Source organism: Pseudomonas sp. P116 (assembly GCF_020149425.1).
Lineage (GTDB): Bacteria > Pseudomonadota > Gammaproteobacteria > Pseudomonadales > Pseudomonadaceae > Aquipseudomonas > Aquipseudomonas anatoliensis.
Genome location: NZ_JACVHB010000001.1, coordinates 1,125,398 through 1,147,542 on the forward strand (window position 1 = coordinate 1,125,398; position 22,145 = coordinate 1,147,542).

Sequence of the window (22,145 nt, forward strand, 5' to 3'; positions counted from 1 at the left end):
CCGCAATCTTGAGGCAGACTTCAGCCCATGCCCCGTAAAACCTGGCGCGCCGCGCTCGCCGCCTATGCCAGTCCTTCGACGCTCGTGCTGTTGTTGCTGGGTTTCGCCGCCGGCCTGCCGTACATGCTGGTGTTCTCAACGCTGTCGGTCTGGCTGCGTGAAGCCGGCGTGGCCCGTGAAACCATCGGCTATGCCAGCCTGATCGGTCTGGCCTACGCATTCAAATGGGTCTGGTCACCGCTGCTCGACCAATGGCGTTTGCCGTTGCTGGGCAAGCTTGGCCGTCGACGTTCGTGGCTGGTGCTTTCGCAGTCACTGGTGATCCTGGGCCTGATCGGCATGGGTTTCTGCGATCCGCAGAAGCACCTGTCCTGGCTGATCGCCATTGCTGTGATCGTTGCCTTCGCTTCCGCTACCCAAGACATTGCGGTCGACGCCTATCGCCTGGAAATTGCCGATGACAGCCGGCAAGCCGCACTCGCTGCCAGTTATATGTCCGGCTATCGCATAGCAGCGCTGCTGGCGACTGCCGGCGCGCTGTTTTTCGCTGAAGGTTTTGGCTCAACCGGCTTCAACTATCAGCACTCGGCCTGGGCCGGCACCTACTTGCTGTTTGGCGCGCTAATGGTCCCTGCCCTGCTGACAACGCTGTTCATGCGCGAACCGCCTGTACCGTTGCGCACGCAGTTGCAGGCCGGGCGCTACACCTTCATGCATCAACTGATGTCCGTGTTCGTGTTGATCGTCTTGCTGGTGTCCGTGCCAGCGATGTTCACCCAGCTCTACAACACCGATTTCGCCAGCGTGCTGTTCGAAGGCGCCAGCCTGCTTGACCTGCTGCTGGAAGACCGTGCCTTCCTGCGCGCCATCCTCTATACGCTGCTCACCGCATTGTGCCTGTCGGCCATGGGCCGTCGCGGGCTGGCACCGGTGCTGACGCCGGTCAACGACTTCATCCTGCGCTACCGCTGGCAAGCGCTGCTGCTGCTCGGGCTGATTGCCACCTATCGAATGTCAGACACGGTGATGGGCGTGATGGCCAACGTGTTCTATATCGACCAGGGGTTCACCAAGGATCAGATTGCCAGTGTCAGCAAGATATTCGGCTTGATCATGACCCTCGTCGGCGCCGGCATGGGCGGATTGCTGATTGTGCGTTTCGGCATTCTGCCGATCCTGCTCATCGGCGGCGCAGCGTCGGCGGGCACCAACCTGCTGTTCCTGATGCTCGCCGACATGGGCCCGAACCTGCAGATGCTGATGGTGACCATTTCCCTGGACAACTTCAGCTCCGGCTTGGCGACGTCTGCATTTGTCGCTTATCTGTCGAGCCTGACCAACCTGAAGTTCTCCGCGACGCAATACGCGCTGCTCAGTTCGATCATGCTCCTGCTGCCGCGCCTGATCGGCGGCTATTCCGGGGTAATGGTCGAGAAATTCGGTTACCACAACTTCTTCCTGATCACCGCACTGCTCGGCGTGCCGACCCTGGTGCTGATCGCGGTACACTGGTTCCAGGAAAGCCGCCGCGAAGGCCCGACGCCAACGCCCGAGCCTGCGCCGACGCCGCTTGCGGAAGAATCGTAAGACGTTTCGCCAACGGCGGGAGGAATCCCGCCGTTGAACCTCACTGCCGGCCGCACTTCTGTACGTCAGCAAAACTCGCCGGTACACTGCTCCGTCATTTCCAGTCATAGCAACCGACAACGGCCAACCATGCGCACCAGTCAATTTTTGCTCGCCACACAGAAAGAAACGCCTTCCGATGCGGTCGTCATCAGCCACCAGCTGATGCTGCGTGCAGGCATGATCCGCAAACTCGCCTCGGGCCTGTACACCTGGCTGCCCATGGGCTTGCGGGTAATGCGCAAGGTTGAAGCCATCGTTCGCGAAGAAATGAACGCCGCCGGCTCTCTGGAAGTGTTGATGCCGAGCACCCAACCGGCCGAGCTGTGGCAGGAATCGGGGCGCTGGGAAGAATACGGCCCTGAGTTGCTGCGCTTCAAAGACCGCCACGGTCGTGACTTCTGCGCGGGCCCGACCCACGAAGAAGTGATCACCGATCTGATGCGCAACGAGTTGAGCAGCTATAAGCAGCTGCCAATCAACCTGTACCAGATCCAGACCAAATTCCGTGACGAAATCCGCCCACGCTTCGGTTTGATGCGCGGCCGTGAATTCATCATGAAGGACGCGTATTCCTTCCACGCCGATCAGCCGTCGCTGCAGGTCACTTATGACCGCATGCACCAGGCGTATTGCAACATCTTCACTCGCCTGGGCCTGAAATTCCGCCCGGTTGAGGCCGACAACGGCTCGATCGGTGGCGCCGGTTCCCACGAGTTCCACGTACTGGCCGAGTCTGGCGAAGACGATATCGCTTTCAGTAACGGTTCCGACTACGCGGCGAACATCGAGAAGGCCGAGGCAGTGCCACGCGAAACTTCGCGCCCGGCTGCGAGCGAAGAGCTGCGCCTGGTCGATACGCCAGACACCAAGACCATTGCCGCGCTGGTGGAAAAATTCAATCTGCCGATTGAGAAGACCATCAAGACGCTGATCGTGCGCGCCGAAGAAGAAGGCAAGCTGATCGCTCTGGTGATTCGTGGCGACCACGAACTCAACGAGATCAAGGCTGCCCAGCAACCTGGCGTTGCCAGCCCGCTGGTCATGGCCACCGACGCCGAACTGCGTGACGCGATTGGCGCCGGCGCCGGTTCGCTCGGCCCGCTGAACCTGCCACTGCCGATCATCATCGACCGCTCGGTCGAACTGATGAGCGACTTCGGTATCGGTGCCAATATCGACGACAAGCACTACTTCGGCGTGAACTGGGAGCGCGATCTGCCGGTTCCAACCGTTGCCGACCTGCGCAACGTGGTTGCAGGCGACCCAAGCCCGGACGGCAAAGGCACCCTGGCAATCGCGCGCGGCATCGAAGTCGGGCACATCTTCCAGCTGGGCAACAAGTACAGCAAAGCGATGAAGTGCGAAGTGCTGGGCGAGAACGGCAAGCCTGTCACCCTGGAAATGGGTTGCTACGGTATTGGCGTGTCCCGCGTGGTGGCTGCGGCCATCGAGCAGAACAACGACGCCAACGGCATCATCTGGAGCGACACACTGGCACCGTTCCAGATCGCTCTGGTACCGCTGCGCTATGAAACCGAGCAGGTGCGCGAAGCCACCGACAAGCTGTACGCAGAACTGACTGCGGCCGGTTTCGAAGTGCTGCTGGATGATCGCGACAAGAAAACCAGCCCGGGCATCAAGTTCGCAGACATGGAACTGATCGGCATTCCACACCGGATCGTGGTCAGTGACCGCGGCCTCGCCGAAGGTAACCTGGAATACAAGAGCCGTACCGAGGGCGAGGCGCAAGCGCTGCCGGTGGCTGACGTATTGTCCTTCCTTCAGGCCCGTATCCGCCGCTGAAACCAGATAGAGACGTCATGTTCAAGCGAAACACCTTGGGCCTCGGAGGCACCGCCTTGTGCGGTGCCCTGCTGGTCAGCGGCTGTGCCAATCACATGTCACAACGCAGCGAGCACGAAGAGCGGGTCGAGCGAAAACTGCTCGATCACCGCCTGCAGATTGATGTCGGTGAGCCCAAGGTGCTTGAGCTGCCGCAGCGACGCGTGAAGATCAACGAGCAGAAGACTTTCGAAGTCACCGAGTTCGAAGTCACCCGCCGTTACGATCGTTACACGCCTTACCAACCCTGGCGCGAGGTCTACGAGATTCCGCTGGGTGCGGTAGCGGTGGTCGGTGGCGTCGGCGCGAACGTGGTCAACGTCTTCGCGCTCGGCAACCTGCCGGACAGCGTGACCCGGGACTGGCTCAGCTACGGTTTTGCCGGGCTCAACCCGTTCATGAACGTGCAATCCAACGGTCGTGCGCAACAGAACTTGGCCGGCATCGATGAAATCCAGCGTGACAAGCGCACGGAGTATTCGAGCCTGCCGTGGAGCGAGCGTCCCGTGCAGGTCAAGGCTGGCAAGCAGACCTTCGAGATGACCACCGACCGTAACGGCGTGTTGCGTCTGAACCTGCTCGACAGTCCGTTTGCCGAGAATGATCTCAATCATGTCGGCAAATTGCAGATCAGCGTCGAGGATGCCAAGGATGACGTGCACTCTGACTCATCCCTGATGATCAGCAGCCACCTGCGCGGAAAATTGCTGGAGGCGCACGGGCTGATCTACGACGATCTGGAAGATGACGAGGTCAGCGAGTGGGTCCATCGGGTCAAACGTCTCTCGGAACTGGGGCTGGAAGAAGAAGCCAGCGAACTGGAACAGAGCCTGATCGAGTTGACGCGTAACGATCCTGAGTTGCAGGCTGAGTTTCTCAAGTCGCTGACCAAGGATGCCGGGCGACTGGTCGCGGATCCGGGACCGAATTAAGCGTTATTAAAAGATCGCAGCCTTCGGCAGCTCCTACAGGAAAATGCATTCCAACGTAGGAGCTGCCGAAGGCTGCGATCTTTTGCTTTTACAGGTCAACGCTCAAACAATTCCATCTGCTCAAACCCGCCGCGCAAGTCCTCCAGCCTCACCCCGACCCCAAGCAACCGCACCGGTTTGCCCCCGCGATTGAACGCCTGCGTCAGCATTAACTGATAACTGCCCAGATCCCGCCCTGCCCCGGCCTGTTCCAGTGTCGTTTGGGTAAAGTCATGAAACTTCACTTTGACGAACGGCTTGCCCGGCCGATAGCTGCTGTCGATACGGGCCATGCGGGTTTTCAGGGTTTCGAGCAGCTCGGGCAACTTGTCCAGGCAACTGCGCAGATCCGGCAGATCCGTGTCGTAGGTATTTTCCACGCTGATCGACTGACGACGACTGTCGTTGTGCACCAGCCTGTCATCGATCCCACGGGCCAGACTCCACATTCGTTCACCGAAACTGCCGAATTCGCGCACCAGCGCCAGCTTGTCCCACTCGCGCAGGTGTTGACAGTCGACGATGCCGAGTCGGCCCAGTTTGTCAGCGGTGACTTTGCCCACACCGTGCAGCTTGCTGACGGGCAGGCCGCTAACAAAGTCTTCGACCTGATCCGGGGTTATCACAAACAAACCGTTGGGCTTCTTCCAGTCGCTGGCAATCTTCGCCAGAAACTTGTTCGGCGCCACGCCTGCGGAGACAGTGATATGCAACTGATTGGAAACGCGGCGGCGGATGTCCTGGGCAATGCGCGTGGCACTGCCGCCGAAATGCGCGCTGTCCGACACGTCGAGGTAGGCTTCATCCAGCGATAAAGGCTCGATCAAGTCAGTGTAATCGGCAAAGATCGTGTGAATTTCCTTTGACGCTTCACGGTAAGCATCCATGCGCGGCTTGACGATGGTCAGGTCGGGGCACAGCTTTAGAGCGTGGCCGGAGGACATGGCCGAGCGCACGCCATACGCCCGCGCCTCGTAATTACAGGTGGCAATCACCCCCCGCCGATCCGCCGACCCGCCCACCGCCAACGGCTTGCCGGCCAGACGCGGGTCATCGCGCATCTCGATGGCGGCGTAGAAACAGTCACAGTCGACGTGGATGATTTTTCGCTGAGTCATGTCAGAAAAGGAAACGTGGCGAACCGGATCGGCAGTATCTCACTCACAACTGTATATAGCACCAGTGGTCAGAATGTTCTTTTCCTTCTGTAGGAAAGCTCCAGTGAATTTATTTTCTCAATCAAAGAACGACCGCCAATAGAGCTGAAAGCCTTGCTCCACCTGCCCTGCGGCCTGTTCAAGCGTTCAATAAAAGCGCTAACCGATTGAACCTCAACGAATTTTATCCAGATTGAAGGTTGACACCCCAGCGATCCTCTGTAGAATGCCGACACACAGACGCGGGATGGAGCAGTCTGGTAGCTCGTCGGGCTCATAACCCGAAGGTCGTCGGTTCAAATCCGGCTCCCGCAACCAAACATCAAAAAAGGCTACTCGAAAGAGTGGCCTTTTTTGTGCGCGCTTGTTTTGCACAAAACAAGACTGTAAGCAGCGCCCTCCCCCAGACGGGAATTCGTTGCATTTCCAATGGTTACCCATAACCTGCGACCGTTTGACGCGATATCACGCTTATTTGACCCTTTTCAGGATTAGCGGTTGACACTCCGCCGTTCGCCTGTAGAATGCCGCCACACAGACGCGGGATGGAGCAGTCTGGTAGCTCGTCGGGCTCATAACCCGAAGGTCGTCGGTTCAAATCCGGCTCCCGCAACCAAACATCAAAAAAGGCTACTCGAAAGAGTGGCCTTTTTTGTATCTGTTGAAAAAGTCCTTTCGCAACAATGAGCTGTCATCGTGCAGTGAACCGTCCAGGATCATCAGACACGTCGAGTTGCGACTATGCTTGAGTCGCGGCGCAGACGCCTGCAATCCATGACTGCCCTCGCCGATCCTCGGTGAGAGGCGTAATATTTTGTGATTATTTTTTTCTACAGGGATTGGTAACTTGGCTGGATACCTCCATCCTGTCGCGCACAATCCAAGAGGTGATTGATGCGCGCCAACTCGTCTGATCCACAAGGCAATGTCACAGCGGAACACCCGATCAAACCCGAGCGTTTGCGCTTGCTGGATCGGTTAAGCAAATACCGTCAGCCCATCGGTCTGGCGGTCACTCTGCTGTTGTTTGCCATTGCGCTGATTGCCTGTCGCCACCTGCTCGCCGAACTCGATCTCGATGCCTTGCACGACTCGATTCTCGACGTGCCGAAACCTGCCCTGCTCGGCGCTTTCGGTGCGACCGTGGTCGGCTTCATTATTCTGCTGGGCTATGAATGGTCGGCCGCCCGCTACGCTGGCGTGACATTGCCACCGCGCACGCTGGCCCTCGGCGGCTTCACCGCGTTTGCGATTGGCAATGCGATCGGCCTGTCGCTGCTGTCCGGCGGTTCGGTGCGCTACCGTTTATATGCACGGCTTGGTGTGAGCGCATCGGAAGTTGCGCACATGACCTTGTTCGCCAGCCTGTCGCTGGGCTGCGCTTTGCCACCACTGGCCGCACTCGCGACCCTCAGCGATCTGCCCGGCGCATCCCAGGCCTTGGGGTTATCTGAAGGATTGCTCGGCACTGTTGCTGGCGCCGTACTCCTGCTGGGTGCGATTCTGGCGATCGGCATCTATCGTCGGCGCCTGCCGGAACAGCCATTCGCGCACAATCTGCTGGTCAAGGCCGGCCGCCGCACCTTGCGCCTGCCGGGTCGACGCCTGACGTTCCTGCAACTGGTGATCACCGCCCTCGACGTTGCCGCTGCCGCCACCGTGCTTTATCTGTTGCTGCCGGAAGCCCCGCCGTTTGGCGCGTTTCTGCTGGTGTATCTGTTGGCCCTGGCCGCTGGTGTACTCAGCCATGTGCCGGGCGGCGTCGGTGTGTTCGAGGCGATTCTGCTGGCCGCCTTCGCCAACCAACTCGGTGCCGCGCCACTTGCTGCTGCATTGCTGCTGTACCGCCTGATCTACGTGGTGGCGCCGCTGCTGGTGGCTTGCGTATTGCTGCTGATCAACGAAGGCCAACGGCTGTTTCAGACCCAGACCATGCGCGCCGCATCCGGTCTGGCTGCGCCGATTCTGGCGGTGCTGGTATTTCTGTCCGGCGTGGTGCTGCTGTTCTCCGGCGCCACTCCAGAGATCGATACGCGCCTGGAACACATCGGTTTTCTGATCCCGCATCGACTGGTCGACGCTTCGCACTTCGGCGCCAGCCTGATCGGCGTGCTCTGTCTGTTGCTGGCCCAAGGCTTGCGACGCCGGTTGTCGGCGGCGTGGATGCTGACCACCATTCTGTTGCTGGTCGGCGCCCTGCTCTCGCTGCTCAAGGGTTTCGACTGGGAAGAAGCCTTGTTGATGACCCTGACGGCAAGTCTGCTGGCGGTGTTCCGCCGCTCGTTCTATCGCCCGAGCCGCTTGACCGAACTGCCGTTCTCGCCGCTGTATCTGGTAGCCAGCCTGTGTGTGCTGGGTGCTTCAGCGTGGTTGCTGCTGTTCGCCTATCAAGACGTGCCGTACAGCCATCAATTGTGGTGGCAGTTCACCCTCGACGCTGATGCCCCGCGTGGTCTGCGTTCTCTGCTCGGCGCTGCGGTGTTGCTGATCGTGATCGCCCTGACCTGGCTGCTGCGCACTGCGCGCCCGGTGATCCATTTGCCGACCCCCGACGAACTGGAACGCGCCTCGAAAATTCTGATGGCCTCGGCGCAACCCGATGGCGGCCTCGCGCTGACCGGTGACAAGGCGCTGCTGTTCCACCCTAACGACGAAGCGTTCCTGATGTACGCCCGCCGTGGCCGCAGCCTGGTAGCCCTGTACGACCCGATCGGCCCCGGCCAGCAACGGGCCGAGATGATCTGGCAATTCCGCGACCTCTGCGACATCCATCACGCCCGCCCGGTGTTCTATCAAGTGCGTGCGGAAAACCTGCCGTACTACATGGACATTGGACTGACTGCGATCAAGCTTGGCGAAGAAGCGCGGGTCGACCTCATCCGCTTTGACCTCGAAGCCAAGGGCAAGGAGATGAAGGATCTGCGTTACACCTGGAACCGTGGCACCCGTGACGGCCTGTCGCTGGAGATCCATGAACCGGGTCAGGCGCCGATGGATGAGCTCAAGGTGATCTCCGATGCCTGGCTGACCGGCAAGAACGTGCGCGAGAAAGGCTTCTCCCTCGGCCGTTTCAGCGACGATTACCTGAAGCATTTCCGCATCGCGGTGATTCGCTTCGAAGGCCGCCCGGTAGCGTTCGCCAACCTGCTCGAGACCTACAGCCATGACCTGGCCAGTCTCGACCTGATGCGCGCGCACCCGGACGCGCCAAAACTGACCATGGAATTCATGATGGTCGGCCTGATTCAACACTATAAGAGTCACGGATACGCGCGCTTCAGCCTGGGCATGGTGCCGCTGTCGGGGTTGCAACCCCGGCGTGGTGCACCGCTGACCCAGCGTCTGGGCTCGATGGTTTTCCGCCGTGGTGAGCAGCTGTACAACTTCCAAGGCTTGCGCCGCTTCAAAGACAAGTTCCAGCCTGACTGGGAACCCCGTTATATGGCCGTGCCCGCCGGACTCGATCCGCTAGTGGCGCTGGCCGACACTGCTGCCCTGATCGCGGGCGGCTTGACTGGATTGGTGAAACGCTGATGATTCAACGCTCCCTGAAGTACATCCTGGCTGCACTGATCGTGCTGGCCGTGATTGCCGGCGGCGGTTTCTGGTACCTCAAACGCCCCGCACCGGAACCGACCCTCGAACAGCTCAAACCAGCCGATGGCACTGCCATCACCCGCGTCATCCCTGGCACCCAACCCAAGGCGCAGGTGCTGGTGGCCGTCACCGAAGAGCAGAAACTCAGCGACAAACAGCTGAGCACCCTGAGCCGCAGCGCCTCGGCGCAGATCGTTCAGGTGATTCTGCCCAAGGACTGCCTGCTGCAAAGCCGCGCCCTGCAAACCGGTCTGCGCGAACTGAACGGCCCGGCGACACTCGTTAGCGGCATCGGCCCAGGCGCCGTGCTGGCCTGGCGCTGGTTGTCCGAGCAAAAGGACGACAAGGCTCAGGCCATCTCCGTCGACCTCGCGCTGGAAAAACCCGGCTGCACTCACCTGCTGCCAAAAGCCGCCGCCCACGGCCACTGGCTGGTGGCATGGAACGACAACCCGGACGACGCCAGCGCGGGTTTCGTGCGCGATCAACCGAACGCTGAAACGAGCATCAGTGACTACGACATCAACCTGCCGCAAGTGCTGAACAACGAACTGCGCAAGATCCTCGTCGGTGGCGACAAGGCCAACGGTGGTCTGGCGATCCCGGTGGTTGAAGTGCCGGCCGGTCAGGCCAAGGACACCGTGACCCTGTTCCTCTCCGGCGACGGCGGCTGGCGTGACCTCGACCGCGACGTGGCGGGCGAGATGGCCAAGATCGGCTACCCAGTCGTCGGCATCGACACCCTGCGCTACTACTGGCAGCACAAAAGCCCTGAACAAAGCGCACTGGACCTGACCGAACTGATGCAGCACTACCGGCAGAAATGGGGCACCAAGCGCTTCATTCTCACCGGATACTCGTTCGGTGCCGACGTTCTGCCAGCGATCTACAACCGTCTGCCGGACACCGAACAGCAACGCGTCGACGCCATCATCCTGCTGGCCTTCGCCCGCACCGGCAGCTTCGAAATCGAAGTCGAAGGCTGGCTCGGCAACGCCGGCAAAGAAGCCGCCACCGGCCCGGAAATGGCCAAACTGCCACCGACCAAGGTTGTGTGCATCTATGGTGAAGAAGAGACGGATGAGAGTGGCTGCACGGACAAGACTGCTGTCGGCGAGGCGGTGAAACTGCCGGGTGGTCATCACTTCGATGAGAACTACCCGGCGCTGGCCAAGCGTCTGGTGGACTTGATCCAGAAGCGTCAGAGCAAGGACTCGGTCGCTGAAGAGTGATCAGAGCCACACCCACAAAAAGCCCCCGCAACTTCGCAGTTTCGGGGGCTTTTTACATCTCGGACGATGACCCCATTCCCCTGCAGGAGTGAGCCTGCTCGCGATAGCGGAGTGTCGCCACCTATTTGCCAACTGATACACAGCTATCGCGAGCAGGCTCACTCCTACAATGAAATTGCGCTGGATTCAGAAACCTTATACATGCACTCGTAAATATCTTGACTCTCGATGAAGCGAAAAACGGCAAGTCACATTGAATCGTCAACCCCGTAAATCACCAATGGCGTGTAGTTTCGTTTACTTCCAGTCTCGCAATATCGGATGACGCCGACAGACCTTGTAGGGATCGAATGCGGCAGCTCTCGAAATCAAGGGAATTGAACATGAGCAATCAATCTGATCTTAAAACCATCGGCTTCACCCCCCTTCCTCTACAACTCTGATTGACGACGTGATACAGGCGCTGCTGCCACGACCAGCACGCACGAAGACCGAGTCTGAAGCAGAGATGCCTGAAAGCCTGTAGCGGCAAAAAGATCAAAAGATCGCAGCCTTCGGCAGCTCCTACATGGAATGCGAAACCTGTAGGAGCTGCCGAAGGCTGCGATCTTTTGATCTGGATTTGTGGATTAAGCCAGAAATAAAAAAGCCCCCGCCAGCCACTAGGCCAACGGGGGCTTTTCAATGGGACGGGATTACATCTCCACCTGCGTCCCCAACTCAATCACCCGGTTCAGCGGCAGATTGAAGAAGCGTAAATTGCCATTGGCATTCTTCAACATGAACGCAAACAACGCCTCACGCCAACGCGCCATGCCTTCGAGTTTCGAGGCAATCACCGTTTCACGGCTGAGGAAGTACGTCGTGCGCATCGGGCTGAAATCGAGTTCATCGAGATGACACAGCTTCAACGCCAGAGGCACGTCCGGCTCGTCGGTGAAGCCGAAGTGCAGGATGACCCGGAAGAACCCGTCGCCGTAGGCATCCACCTCGAAACGCCGGGATGGGGGTACGCGCGGGATGTCTTCATAAACCACTGTCAGCAGCACCACTTGCTCGTGCAATACCTGGTTATGCAACAGGTTGTGCAACAAAGCGTGTGGGACGGCGTCGGAACGCGCAGTGAGGAACACCGCGGTGCCCTGCACGCGATGCGGCGGTTGCACGCGGATGCTGCTGATGAAGATCGGCAGCGGCAGCGCACCTTCGTCCAGACGCTCGACCAGCAATTGCTTGCCGCGCTTCCAGGTGGTCATCAGCACGAACAGCGCGATACCGGCGATCACCGGGAACGCACCGCCCTGCACGATCTTCGGCACGTTGGCGGCGAAGTACAGACCGTCCACCAGCAGGAAGCCGAGCAACACCGGCACCGCGAGGATCGGTGGCCATTTCCACAGCAGCAGCATGACTGCCGACACCAGAATGGTGGTCATCAACATGGTGCCCGTCACCGCCACGCCATAGGCCGAGGCCAGCGCGCCGGACGACTCGAAGCCCAGCACCAGCAGCACCACGCCAACCATCAACGCCCAGTTCACCGCACCGATGTAGATCTGGCCCTGCTCGTCACTGGAGGTGTGCTGAATGTACATGCGCGGAATGTAACCGAGCTGGATCGCCTGACGGGTCAGGGAGAACGCGCCGGAAATCACCGCTTGCGAGGCAATCACTGTGGCTAGCGTCGACAGCCCGACCAGCGGAATCAACGCCCAGCTCGGCGCCAGCAGATAGAACGGGTTACGCGCCGCTTCCGGGTTTTCCAGCAGCAAGGCGCCCTGACCGAAGTAGTTGAGCATCAGCGCTGGCAGCACCAGCAGAAACCACGCGCGGGCAATCGGCTTGCGGCCGAAGTGTCCCATGTCGGCATACAGCGCTTCGGCACCGGTCAGCGCCAGCACCACAGCGCCGAGAATAGCCACGCCCATACCAGGATGGACGACGAAGAAATTCACCGCCCACATCGGGTTCATCGCGTGCAGCACTTCAGGCGAGTGGCTGATGCCGTAGACACCGAGGGCGCCGAGCACGAGGAACCAAGTGACCATGATCGGCCCGAAGAGAATGCCGATGCGTGCCGTACCGTGCTTCTGAATCAGAAACAACGCAACCAGCACGACCAGTGACAGCGGCACCACCCAGTGATCGATACCATCGAACGCCAGGCCCAAACCTTCAATCGCCGACAGGACGGAAATCGCCGGGGTGATCATGCTGTCGCCGTAAAACAGCGCCGCACCGATCAATCCGCAGACCACCAACAGCGAACGCAGCTTCTTGCGCTCCCCCGCCGCTCGCCGTGCCAACGCGGTGAGCGCCATGATCCCGCCCTCGCCCTGGTTGTCGGCGCGCAACACGAACATCATGTATTTGATCGACACGACCCAGATCAGCGACCAGAAGATCAACGACAAAATGCCCAGCACCCCGTCGTGATTGACGGCAACACCATAGCCGCCGGAAAACACTTCTTTAAGGGTGTACAGCGGGCTCGTGCCGATGTCGCCATAAACCACCCCGACCGCCGCGACCAGCATGCTCAGCGGTTTAGAGGCCGAACCCTCGGCGCCTGCCGCGTGACTACTTGCCTGACCCATCCAACAACTCCTGATTCCAGACCGGCTTCTTCGAATGAAGCACTATGCTTTGTGGTGCAGCATGCGCTGTTTTACCTGTTGTTACAGACGATTTGTTGACTGTAAAAAATTGGTAAAGCTCAACGGCGCGAAGCATAGCGCAGCACTCGTCGTATTTCCCTGCATAAAGCTGGTCAAGAGAGCTGCTCGTCGATAGAATTGCGCACTTTTTGATCAGAGGCGCGCCCTAAGCGCCCATCCGTCGATTCCCGCGTCAGGCAATCGATGTCACAAAATACCGAGGTTAGACATGTCCACCACTCCTGCGCCAGCCAATCCAAAGGTTGGCTTCGTATCCCTGGGTTGCCCTAACGATACCCAAAATATACAAAGCTTTTCACTCGCGATCTAAGTCAGAACAACTGCCCCAGGGACGCCGGCTCCCAGCTCGTTATCACCAGCTCACCACTCGCCTCTGCCGCTCCTCCTCGCGGATTACCTACGCTGTAACGAATGTTCACCTCCTCGAAATGAAACCCCTTAAACACCTCCCTTATGTCCGGGTGGTCGTTGATGCTTACCATCACCTTACCTTTGCACCGTCGCATGAATTCGGCCATGCGCTCGTAATTCTCAAACGGAAAATCCACGCCATAGCCTGCGGTCTCCCAATATGGTGGATCCATGTAATGGAATGTGTGTGCACGGTCGTAGCGCTCAGCGCAGTCGAGCCAAGGGAGATTCTCGACATAGGTGCCTGACAGCCGCTGCCATGCGGCTGATAGATTCTCTTCAATGCGAAGCAAGTTGATTGCTGGGGCAGTTGTAGCGGTACCGAAGCTCTGCCCGCTTACCTTGCCTGCAAAGGCATGGTGCTGCAGGTAGAAAAATCGTGCAGCACGCTGGATATCGGTAAGGGTTTCCGTTCGGGTCATCTTCTGCCACTCGAATATCTGGCGTGAACTCAGAGCCCATTTGAACTGCCGCACGAACTCTTCAAGATGGTTTTGGACTACGCGATAAAGAGTAACCAGGTCGCCGTTGATGTCGTTGAGAACCTCAACGGGCGCACCCTGCGGCCGGAGGAAATACAAGGCTGCCCCACCTGCGAACACTTCGACGTAGCACTCATGAGGCGGGAACAGCGGTATGAGGCGATCGGCCAACCGCCGCTTACCGCCCATCCATGGAATGATTGGAGAAGACATAAAAAATAGACCCTAACACTGTATGAATAAACAGTATCAATGATACCTCTTTTCCAATAATGGCGATGCGCCTTAGTGCAAAGTTTCGGAGGCGGTAAAAATGGCTCCAGGCCGCGACCTATAAGACCTCAGGCATAACAATGCCCCGCCAACGCTCGTCGAATAACACGCTGAAATTTGACCATGCTCAAATTTGAAAACACGCTTAAATCACTGTTTTGTATTTTTCACCTCAATGAAACCGGGCACTTCAGCGATACCTCCTCCACGGCTAGCTCGTGCACCGCTGTGCAGCCTCACTGCATTTCCCCTCAAAAGTTCGCACTCTGTGCAATTGGCGATCGCCTGCAAAGCCCCACGGCCCGCCTGGGCTGCAGGTTCGTTTGCACTACATCCGGATTTGCACAAAAAAAGGACACAAAGCCCGTCGGCGGGAGGGGGATAAGTGCTTTTTCCTGAGTTTTTTTATTGGCGATGGGATTTTTCAAATCGCTTGCGTTCTTGCCATCAGTCGGCCTTCCGGTGCGGACCATAAACCGAATCGATATACTGTTTATGCATACAGTTATTTTGATCTTGCTGGGGTGACGCATGAACAGCAGTTACGTTGGAATGGAAGCGGCGAAGTCTTCGGCGTTGATGCGTTGGCAAACAATGCTGCGCGATGAAGTTGCATTGCTGGCTATGCCAGGAGCGCACCACAAAGCGCTGCTCAGACAAGCCCACGCGCTGCACCTGGATCAGGTGATTGATTCCGATGGTCTCAGCGACTTGCTGGAATTCGCGGATGCAGCGCTGGCCTTCGCTGTGGAATCAATGCTCGACATCAAGACCGACGAATAAGGGGCCACGCATGCACGTACTTGTCACACCCATGCGGTTGCGCGGTGTTGCGCTCGATGCCAAAGAGCGGCGTCGTTACCCGGCTATTCGCGGCAATGTGATGGTGAATTCAACCGTTTGCGCCCAACTGGGCCGGGCCACCAACATGGCTCGCGTTGAAGTAGGTATGCCGCTCGATCCCGATCCTTTGCCGCCTTTGCTCGATGCCACACTTGCAGGGATGGCGGTAACAGGTTTTGTCCTGAGTGGAATCGAGTACATCGATGGCTGCGCCTACGCGCAATCTTGGTGGTGCCGTGAAGAGTAAGTAAATGATTCGACTTTGATACAACGATTCGATTCGGGGAGAATGCTGGTCGCGAAATGCCATCAGGCCAAGGATCTCAAATGGAAGTCACCCAAATAGCAGCGCTGATTGTCAACCGACTTGACGAGCTCGGCGCCGATATTCAACAACAATGGAATAACCCCGAGGGCACCCACACACGCCACTTCGTCGTAGACGGCCTACTCACAGCAGAGATGGCCCAGAACATTTACGATGCGTTTCCACGCAATGCAGACGGGTTCTTCGACCGGCAATCGTTCCGTGAGAAGAAAAAAACACTCACGGATCTGGCCGACTATCCGCAGATCCTCAGCGCCATCACTTATGCGATGCAGCACGAATCGGTCGTGGCCAAGGTAGCGCAGCTGGTTGGAATGGAAGACATCGTGCCAGACCCGAGCCTTTACGCTGGTGGCCTGTCGATGATGTTTAAAGACGACTTCCTAAACCCGCATATCGACAATAGCCACGACGGTGCACGCAATCTGTATCGCCGCCTGAACCTGCTCTACTACGTGTCGCCGAACTGGCCACTTGAAAACGGCGGGAATTTTGAGTTGTGGGATTCGAAGGTCAAGAAACAGAAAACCATCGTTTCCCAATTCAACCGGCTGGTGGTGATGGATACGAACAAATACTCGTGGCATTCGGTGAGCGGTGTTCGCGCTGAAACACCGCGCTGCTGCGTATCCAACTACTACTTTTCGGCAACGTCCCCAGACGATCATGATTACTTTCATGTGACGTCATTCAGCGGGCGGCCTGAAGAACCTGGACGGCGCTTGCTGGGCATCGTGGACAATCAACTGCGCAACACAGTGTCGAAGGTCCTGCGCGTGGGCCGGGGTAAAAAACTGGTCAACAAAGCCCACGAATAACCCGGGCAGTTCACCTACACGCAAAAAAGCCCGCCTATTCAGGCGGGCTTTTCATTTGAACAATCAAAGGGTGATGGGTTTCAGTTTCAAAGCTTGCTGTTTGGCGCCGGCGGATCCTGCCGTGAATGCCGCAGCATTGTTCGGCGGCGGGCTCGACGCGTGGACGTGACTGGCGACCTGAATGTTCATTTGATCCACCAGATCGATCAGATCGCATAGCACCTGGAGCACGTTCACCGATTGCGACCCTAACCAGGTCTTGGGTGCCTGCATATGCTGGCTGATCCCAGCCACGCTTTTGCGCAGTCCTTGAATCTTCTCCTGCATATCGCCACCCACCGTGGCGTTGTGCTTCTGCCCCACCACCAGGTTCAAATCCCGGCCAGTTGCCTGGTGCAGATCATCAACCGCCGCCAGGCTTGCCGATCCGCCCGACAGCAACTTGAGCGCGCCCAGCGCCTCGATCTTTTTCACACCACCCACTGTCTCGGTTGAGTGGTCATCGATCGTCTGGGTGTGGCTCTGAAACTGCTCGCGGTTGTCCATTGCTTCCACTTCGCGCTCGATCGCCTGATCCTGGATCTTGCCGTCAGTCTTACGCAACCAATTGCCGGCCGCGTCGACGCGTTGTTGCACGGCGTCACTGTGCTGCCATACCTGGTCACCTTTCGGCACCTTCGGCAACGTCAATCCGTGCGGCAAGATGGTCTGGATATATGGCTTGTGCGGTAAGCCATAAGCGAAACACACCACCACGCTGGTGCCTTCCTCCGGAAACGCAAAGAAACCCATTTCATCACCACCCACCGGCATGGGTAGCGGAACGCCAGACAACACCGGGAGTGTCGTATCGATCTCGCCGTCCGGCCCCATCACCTGCAGGTCAACTGAGAAGCGCGGTCGGAAGTCGTCACACAACCCAGCATTGGCTGGTGCGTCGGCCACGGCCATCACCTTGGCGAAGCGCGGCAAGTGATAGCCGCCGGTGAGTTCAGGAAATTGGCGTTCTACACTGCGCTTTATTGCGTCGTCCATTTGATGGCCATCTGTGTGCCGGCCAACGTCACGTTCGTGATCCGCTCGCCCTGGTTGATTGATACGCCTGGTCGCAGGCCTGGCAAGGCGGCGATCATTGCGCTCTGGCTACCCTGGTAACCGTCGAAGAGGTTGACTGGCAGTTGTAGCGGCGATCGAGCGCCGAAGAAGCTGTCAGCCCAGGCACCGACATAGATCTCGCCGTCACCCTGTTGCTGCCAGATAAAATCTTTGATGCCGAACACCCGCGCCACGCTGTCCAGCGCCTGGTAACCAGCGGCCAGGTTGTAGAAAAACGGCGTCTTGACACGGGTATAAGCCTGATCCGGAACCCGAAAGCGAAGGCCGGTCTTGCTGCTGATGTCGGCCAGCACGGCGCGCAGGTCCACATGACGCAGGTTCATGGGCAGCGGGTTGGCCAGCACCGCGGCTAACTCACGACACAGCACCACTTGCTCGATGCCGTTGGTGGCGGTGCAACGCTCCACGTAACCGATGAAGTGACGCTGTAGCACCGCTTCGTTGTAGCCGATATCGAACGTGACCAAACCTTTGACAGTAACTCCGGCCTTGACCGTGAACGTGGCGCGGCCCGGACTTTTAAGGTCGAGGCGGACATCGTCATTGACCAGCGGCATGTTCACGCCGCCGATGGTCAGCACCTTGTGCAGCTTCATGCTCATGACGTCCCGCCCAGGTAGGTGTCCACCTTCTTGAGCACCGCTTCAAAGCCGGTCAACTCTTCAGGCGCCCCCGTCGATCCCGCTGATCCGTTACCGGCCACGCCATCACCAGGCGCTGACTGAGTCGTCACCCCATTGCCAGCGCGGCGGTTCTCGACCTTCTCCGGATTGGACAGCTTTTCGCTCAAGGTGAACTGGACGATCCACTGGGCCAGAGTGTCGTCTTCCCGGGCGCTGACGCCATCAGAGAACGTCACTTGGCGGATGCCAAAGGCCTTGGCCGTGTCGTTGACGATACGGTAGGTCTGGAGCTGGCCACCGCCTGCAGTCGCCTCGGCCAGACGCATGATGGTGCGCAGGTTGTCGAGCGCCTTGTACGGAATGGTTAGCGCTACGGTCAGCGTCTTGGGCTTAAATCCCTTGTGTGATTTGTCGGTGCCCGAAGTCTGGCCACCCATATCGTCGGCCTCGATCTTGAGGTTGGCCGTCAGCTTCATGCGATGACCGATAACCTGCTCGCCATTTAGTAGCAATGTCATAGGCCCACCAACTCCCGGACAAAGCTCAAGCTTTTTGCCGATCCGACCAGCAGTGCGCCGGCACACAGAGGCCATTCGTGACCCGGCGCTTCGCCTTCGAGCAGCTCGCGACGCAGTTGTCCTGCGTCACCCGGTCCCAACATTCGGGACTGTATCGATGCGTCGTCTGCACTGTTGGTGAACTGGGCCTTCAGATCGGCCAGCTGTCGATCGCGTTCCTGAGCTTGGGCCTTCTTTCGCGCCTGCAGATCTGCAAGGTCCGCCATCGGCGAACTGTCAGCGGCATAGCCCTCAAGTACCGCCAGTTGCCCCGCCATCGATTGACTGGCCAGCTTGGTGATCGGGCAGCGTTGCAACGGCAACTGACTCCATAGCGGCATTTGGCCCGCGATCGGCATGATCCACTTTTCCACCTCAAGCTTGGCCAAGTGTTCCGCTCGGCGTTCGGCGCGTACCAGGTCCGGCATAGGCAATACAACGTTAAACCGACCCAACGTCGCTGCGAGCTGATCCAGACGCGTGGCGAGGAAGATCAGTACCAAGGCGCTTTGCTGACCTTGAGGGCGGACAGCGTCGGTGGTGTCGGTCAGTTTGTCAGCCAGCAGCTGCAGCAGGTTCGGTGCCGACAGAAAACGCTGATTGCCGCCGCTGCCTTGGCCAACCCCGTGCTGGAACGGCGTCACGACGATGCACGCCGGCACATTCTGGAACTGGTCGGCTAACGCGTTGCGGCCGGCGCTGATTGCCGCTTGTGCGGCGCCGCCGATCGGCCCCGGGCTGGTGGTGGCGATATCGGCAAGCTTCGCGACGCGCTCCCCAGTGCTGAGCATTTCGCCCTGGATCAGATCTCGCGCCGCGCCCATCTGATCCATCCACTGCGTGGCTTGCGCTGGCCAGCGCAGTTTAATTGGTGCCCAGTCATTCATCAGAAAGCACCGCGTCAATCCAGGCCGGCATTTCAGGCCGGGTCGATTCCAATGGATACCCCTCGACTTGCGGCCACTCGCGCACGGCTCGGCGCCACTTCAGCAACTCGGTGAACTGTTCCGATGTGATTGGCGGGGACTCGTCGAGGTCGCGGGCATCCCGATATTCCGAAACGACGTTCTCGGATGCCTTTAACGTGGTATCGATCCACACTCTTGCCACAAGCGCCGGGTCTGATTCGACAAAGATGTCTTCTGCATATTCGAGAAAATCGCCACCGTCGCGCAGGTATTCGCCGATCGCATGGAAAAGCGCGGAGTTGTAATCTTGCGTTACGTGACAACGATTGCCCGCCACGGTCACGACGTAGGAACCGTCGGTTTTGACGGCCACATCACTGAATGGGGTGAGGAAAGCAGACGACCCCTCAACCATTGACTCGTCTTCATGCTCAGGAATGGCTGCTACTGGCATTTCTGTTAGTTCGTTCAAGGTGCATATCTCCACGCAAAACCGTAAATAGTTGCCCCGCCACCGAAGGTGATCACGGTGCCACCTGCTGCCTGCCCACTTTTACCGACAGCACCGTTTCCCCCAGCAAAGTAGTGCATCAGCGAATAGCACCAGGTGCCGCCAGCCGGAAGCTGGACAGAGGTACCAGTCATGCTTACAGCCAGAAAATTGTTGGAGTCGGGGCGATAAAAGGTGCTTTCGCTCCACAGCACGCCCATATCAGTGGAATCAACCTGAGCGCGGACCCCAGCGCCATCTGTAGACCAACCGAGCCGAATAGTGCTGCCGCCTTGTCTATCACCGCCACCCTGCTGCACCGGGGTGAAGCCCAGTCGACGCTGTAGGTAGTAAATCCCGCTGTCAGTCCTGCGTCGGAAGTACGGGTACTCAGGGTCGTCACTGGCAAATCCCGCGTGCGTCAACGAGTCACCCATCACGCGAGCGTCCAGAAGACTGTTCACTTGAGCCATGTTGTAACAGTCACCAATGCCATAGCCGGCAATGGTGCTGGCCTTGTTGGCTTTGCCGTTTGGATCAAAGTTGTTCTGGGTCCAGATCACGCCGAGGTCATTGCCATCAACCGCCACCCTTACGGCGGTACCAGACCAGCCGATGTTTATCCGGTTGCCTCCTTGATTCGGCGCTCCGCCTTGTTTGATAAACGCAACGTTCGCTTCGGCTTTTGTGAAAGCGTCAGTAATGCCGTAGCCCGCAAGGCTGCTTGCCCAATTCGCTTTGCTGCCGGGATTGAAATTTTGCTCACACCAGATCAGGCCAAGATCCGTAGAGTCGACAGTGGCAAGAAGGCCTCGATTCGACCAACCGAGGTGGACACTGTTGGTGAGCTGATTGGCACCACCACCTTGCTTAACAAAAGCGGCGTTCGCGGCAGGCTTTGTATAACCATCGGTGATGCCGTAGCCCGCTAGCGTTGTCGGGTTGTCGCCGCCCGTGACGATGCCTTTTTGGTTGATGCTGACTTTTGTGTAGGTGCCGGCAGCGGCGCCGCTGTCTGCCAGGGTCAGGGTGATATCCGCGTCGGCAGAACCGTCAAAGGAGGCGCTGCCGGTGGCCGCGCCTTTGAACCTGAAAGTACGCGCAGTCGCTAAACGCGCGGCTTTACCCGCTATCGCGGTGCCTTGCATCAGTGCGTAGATCGAGCTCCACAACAGCGCACGCACGGCGGTGACCATTTTGGTCGTGGCCAATACCGAGCTGCTGTCGCTCGCCTCGCTGTCACTGATCGCGTTGGGAATCTGGTCGAGTTCGACGTCTGCCTTCGTGGTCGCACGAGCACGCAGGTTTTGGTAGTCGCCGTTCTGCGCGGCCCAATGCTTGATTAGCTCACCGGTGACGGGCTCGATCGGGCGCAAATCCGTGATGACTGTCGTCGCCGGCAGATCCGCCAGCGGTACCAGGTAATGGCGCGCACCGGCGCCGTCGGTGTAATCCACCTTTCCGGTACCGAACACAACTTCGAACGTACCCACCACGTCGCTCAGTTCGCGCTGCAGCACGACATCGAGCCATGCCTTGTTCGGCACGGACGGCACCGTCACAGGCTGCGCGGTCTTGCGCTCGAGGCGAATGCCCTCGACGTAGGCGATCCCGGGTTTGAGCTGATAGTTGCTGCCGACCTTTTCCAGTGCCAGGCCGCTACTGAAGAAACAGGCGCGCCCGAATAGGTCGCGGTTGCTCAGGCGTTGACGCTCGTCGATGCCTTTCAGGCGAGCGGTGAAGTCATGCTGCCAAGTGCTGGCATCGACGGTGATACCCGTCAGCTGTTGCGCCCCATCGAACACCACCAAAAAGTTGCGGGTGACGTTGTTGCCGATCTGCTCGGGCAGGATGTTTTTGCGCTTCTGCTGGACCGGCACGTAAGCCACCGACAACAGCACACCTTCGCTGCTCTCTAGGCCGATCCAGTTCCAATCGAAATCGCCGACGTCGGTCCCCATCATCAGGCTGTAAACCACCTGATTCGGGTTGACGAACCCGCTCTGGGTGACCGGCCACGTGTACTTGACTTGAGCAGCGGTCGGTTTGCCTGCTGCACGATCGACTGGCCCGTTCGGGTTCAGGCCGGGGACGTTGGCCAACACAAAATTGGCGATCTTCAGCGGTTGGCTTGCTGCCTGCTTTTGGGCAATAAGGCTTTCGCCGGCCAGTGTGATACTTGCAGCCATG

Annotated in this window: 17 protein-coding genes and 2 tRNA genes; 10 read left to right on the forward strand and 9 right to left on the reverse strand. The window is 58.7% G+C overall.

The features are described 5' to 3' along the window. Nucleotides 1–27 precede the first annotated feature (27 nt). From ICA15_RS05500 to ICA15_RS05510, 3 genes are all read left to right on the forward strand, one after another. A complete protein-coding gene (locus ICA15_RS05500) occupies nucleotides 28–1,587 on the forward strand; it encodes an AmpG family muropeptide MFS transporter (protein ID WP_210553844.1) in 1,560 nt (519 codons plus the stop codon). Nucleotides 1,588–1,716: 129 nt separating this feature from the next. Further along, nucleotides 1,717–3,432, forward strand: a complete 1,716-nt coding sequence (locus ICA15_RS05505; protein WP_150618056.1) for a proline--tRNA ligase — start codon at nucleotides 1,717–1,719, stop codon at nucleotides 3,430–3,432. A 17-nt stretch (nucleotides 3,433–3,449) separates the two neighbouring features. After that, entirely contained in the window at nucleotides 3,450–4,403 is a 954-nt protein-coding gene (locus tag ICA15_RS05510; protein ID WP_042557944.1) for a hypothetical protein, read from the forward strand. 95 nt (nucleotides 4,404–4,498) lie between these two features. Here the strand turns inward: ICA15_RS05510 and dinB are convergent, their stop codons facing one another. Next, on the reverse strand, nucleotides 4,499–5,560 hold the full coding sequence (gene dinB, locus ICA15_RS05515) for a DNA polymerase IV (RefSeq protein WP_150594478.1): 1,062 nt from the start codon (nucleotides 5,558–5,560) through the stop codon (nucleotides 4,499–4,501). A gap of 280 nt (nucleotides 5,561–5,840) precedes the next feature. Here dinB and ICA15_RS05520 point away from each other — a divergent pair. From ICA15_RS05520 to ICA15_RS05535, 4 genes are all read left to right on the forward strand, one after another. Continuing rightward, nucleotides 5,841–5,917, forward strand: a tRNA-Met gene (locus ICA15_RS05520). Between the two features lie 221 nt (nucleotides 5,918–6,138). Next, nucleotides 6,139–6,215 (forward strand) — tRNA-Met (locus ICA15_RS05525). 278 nt (nucleotides 6,216–6,493) lie between these two features. After that, a complete protein-coding gene (gene mprF, locus ICA15_RS05530; protein ID WP_150605455.1) occupies nucleotides 6,494–9,133 on the forward strand; it encodes a bifunctional lysylphosphatidylglycerol flippase/synthetase MprF in 2,640 nt (879 codons plus the stop codon). Next, nucleotides 9,133–10,428 (forward strand): virulence factor family protein, encoded by a 1,296-nt coding sequence (locus tag ICA15_RS05535; RefSeq protein ID WP_210553845.1) that lies wholly within the window; start codon nucleotides 9,133–9,135, stop codon nucleotides 10,426–10,428. The genes mprF and ICA15_RS05535 overlap by 1 nt, the downstream gene beginning before the upstream one ends. Before the next feature lie 695 nt (nucleotides 10,429–11,123). Here ICA15_RS05535 and ICA15_RS05540 read toward each other — a convergent pair. Then, nucleotides 11,124–12,965 (reverse strand): potassium transporter Kup, encoded by a 1,842-nt coding sequence (locus ICA15_RS05540; protein ID WP_411959648.1) that lies wholly within the window; start codon nucleotides 12,963–12,965, stop codon nucleotides 11,124–11,126. Between the two features lie 452 nt (nucleotides 12,966–13,417). Then, nucleotides 13,418–14,212, reverse strand: coding sequence for a DNA adenine methylase (locus tag ICA15_RS05545; protein WP_210701002.1), 795 nt, complete (start codon nucleotides 14,210–14,212; stop codon nucleotides 13,418–13,420). Nucleotides 14,213–14,803: 591 nt separating this feature from the next. On the opposite strand from ICA15_RS05545, the gene ICA15_RS05550 reads away from it, so the two are divergent. From ICA15_RS05550 to ICA15_RS05560, 3 genes are all read left to right on the forward strand, one after another. After that, nucleotides 14,804–15,055, forward strand: coding sequence for a hypothetical protein (locus ICA15_RS05550; RefSeq protein WP_224450850.1), 252 nt, complete (start codon nucleotides 14,804–14,806; stop codon nucleotides 15,053–15,055). A gap of 10 nt (nucleotides 15,056–15,065) precedes the next feature. After that, entirely contained in the window at nucleotides 15,066–15,362 is a 297-nt protein-coding gene (locus ICA15_RS05555; RefSeq protein WP_210701003.1) for a hypothetical protein, read from the forward strand. Between the two features lie 80 nt (nucleotides 15,363–15,442). Next, complete coding sequence (locus ICA15_RS05560) at nucleotides 15,443–16,261, forward strand: 2OG-Fe(II) oxygenase (protein WP_210701004.1); 819 nt, start codon at nucleotides 15,443–15,445, stop codon at nucleotides 16,259–16,261. A 63-nt stretch (nucleotides 16,262–16,324) separates the two neighbouring features. Here the strand turns inward: ICA15_RS05560 and ICA15_RS05565 are convergent, their stop codons facing one another. The 6 genes from ICA15_RS05565 to ICA15_RS05590 are packed head-to-tail and all read right to left on the reverse strand — an operon-like array spanning nucleotide 16,325 to nucleotide 22,144. Next, nucleotides 16,325–17,296 (reverse strand): hypothetical protein, encoded by a 972-nt coding sequence (locus tag ICA15_RS05565; RefSeq protein WP_210701005.1) that lies wholly within the window; start codon nucleotides 17,294–17,296, stop codon nucleotides 16,325–16,327. After that, on the reverse strand, nucleotides 17,281–17,979 hold the full coding sequence (locus ICA15_RS05570; protein ID WP_210701006.1) for a hypothetical protein: 699 nt from the start codon (nucleotides 17,977–17,979) through the stop codon (nucleotides 17,281–17,283). The genes ICA15_RS05565 and ICA15_RS05570 overlap by 16 nt, the downstream gene beginning before the upstream one ends. Continuing rightward, the gene (locus ICA15_RS05575) at nucleotides 17,976–18,518 is read right to left on the reverse strand and encodes a DNA-binding protein (protein ID WP_210701007.1); all 543 of its coding nucleotides are present in this window, start codon (nucleotides 18,516–18,518) and stop codon (nucleotides 17,976–17,978) included. Before ICA15_RS05575 ends, ICA15_RS05570 begins: the two co-directional genes overlap by 4 nt. Further along, nucleotides 18,515–19,444, reverse strand: a complete 930-nt coding sequence (locus tag ICA15_RS05580) for a hypothetical protein (RefSeq protein WP_210701008.1) — start codon at nucleotides 19,442–19,444, stop codon at nucleotides 18,515–18,517. Before ICA15_RS05580 ends, ICA15_RS05575 begins: the two co-directional genes overlap by 4 nt. After that, on the reverse strand, nucleotides 19,437–19,937 hold the full coding sequence (locus ICA15_RS05585; RefSeq protein WP_224450851.1) for a hypothetical protein: 501 nt from the start codon (nucleotides 19,935–19,937) through the stop codon (nucleotides 19,437–19,439). Before ICA15_RS05585 ends, ICA15_RS05580 begins: the two co-directional genes overlap by 8 nt. Continuing rightward, nucleotides 19,934–22,144 (reverse strand): phage tail protein, encoded by a 2,211-nt coding sequence (locus ICA15_RS05590; RefSeq protein WP_210701009.1) that lies wholly within the window; start codon nucleotides 22,142–22,144, stop codon nucleotides 19,934–19,936. Before ICA15_RS05590 ends, ICA15_RS05585 begins: the two co-directional genes overlap by 4 nt. Nucleotide 22,145: the final 1 nt, after the last annotated feature.

Coding starts and splice junctions, on each gene's coding strand:
- ICA15_RS05500 (WP_210553844.1), top strand. CDS start 28: ATGCCCCGTAAAACCTGGCGCGCCGCGCTCGCCGCCTATGCCAGTCCT.
- ICA15_RS05505 (WP_150618056.1), top strand. CDS start 1,717: ATGCGCACCAGTCAATTTTTGCTCGCCACACAGAAAGAAACGCCTTCC.
- ICA15_RS05510 (WP_042557944.1), top strand. CDS start 3,450: ATGTTCAAGCGAAACACCTTGGGCCTCGGAGGCACCGCCTTGTGCGGT.
- dinB (WP_150594478.1), bottom strand. CDS start 5,560: ATGACTCAGCGAAAAATCATCCACGTCGACTGTGACTGTTTCTACGCC.
- mprF (WP_150605455.1), top strand. CDS start 6,494: ATGCGCGCCAACTCGTCTGATCCACAAGGCAATGTCACAGCGGAACAC.
- ICA15_RS05535 (WP_210553845.1), top strand. CDS start 9,133: ATGATTCAACGCTCCCTGAAGTACATCCTGGCTGCACTGATCGTGCTG.
- ICA15_RS05540 (WP_411959648.1), bottom strand. CDS start 12,965: ATGCTGGTCGCGGCGGTCGGGGTGGTTTATGGCGACATCGGCACGAGC.
- ICA15_RS05545 (WP_210701002.1), bottom strand. CDS start 14,212: ATGTCTTCTCCAATCATTCCATGGATGGGCGGTAAGCGGCGGTTGGCC.
- ICA15_RS05550 (WP_224450850.1), top strand. CDS start 14,804: ATGAACAGCAGTTACGTTGGAATGGAAGCGGCGAAGTCTTCGGCGTTG.
- ICA15_RS05555 (WP_210701003.1), top strand. CDS start 15,066: ATGCACGTACTTGTCACACCCATGCGGTTGCGCGGTGTTGCGCTCGAT.
- ICA15_RS05560 (WP_210701004.1), top strand. CDS start 15,443: ATGGAAGTCACCCAAATAGCAGCGCTGATTGTCAACCGACTTGACGAG.
- ICA15_RS05565 (WP_210701005.1), bottom strand. CDS start 17,296: ATGGACGACGCAATAAAGCGCAGTGTAGAACGCCAATTTCCTGAACTC.
- ICA15_RS05570 (WP_210701006.1), bottom strand. CDS start 17,979: ATGAGCATGAAGCTGCACAAGGTGCTGACCATCGGCGGCGTGAACATG.
- ICA15_RS05575 (WP_210701007.1), bottom strand. CDS start 18,518: ATGACATTGCTACTAAATGGCGAGCAGGTTATCGGTCATCGCATGAAG.
- ICA15_RS05580 (WP_210701008.1), bottom strand. CDS start 19,444: ATGAATGACTGGGCACCAATTAAACTGCGCTGGCCAGCGCAAGCCACG.
- ICA15_RS05590 (WP_210701009.1), bottom strand. CDS start 22,144: ATGGCTGCAAGTATCACACTGGCCGGCGAAAGCCTTATTGCCCAAAAG.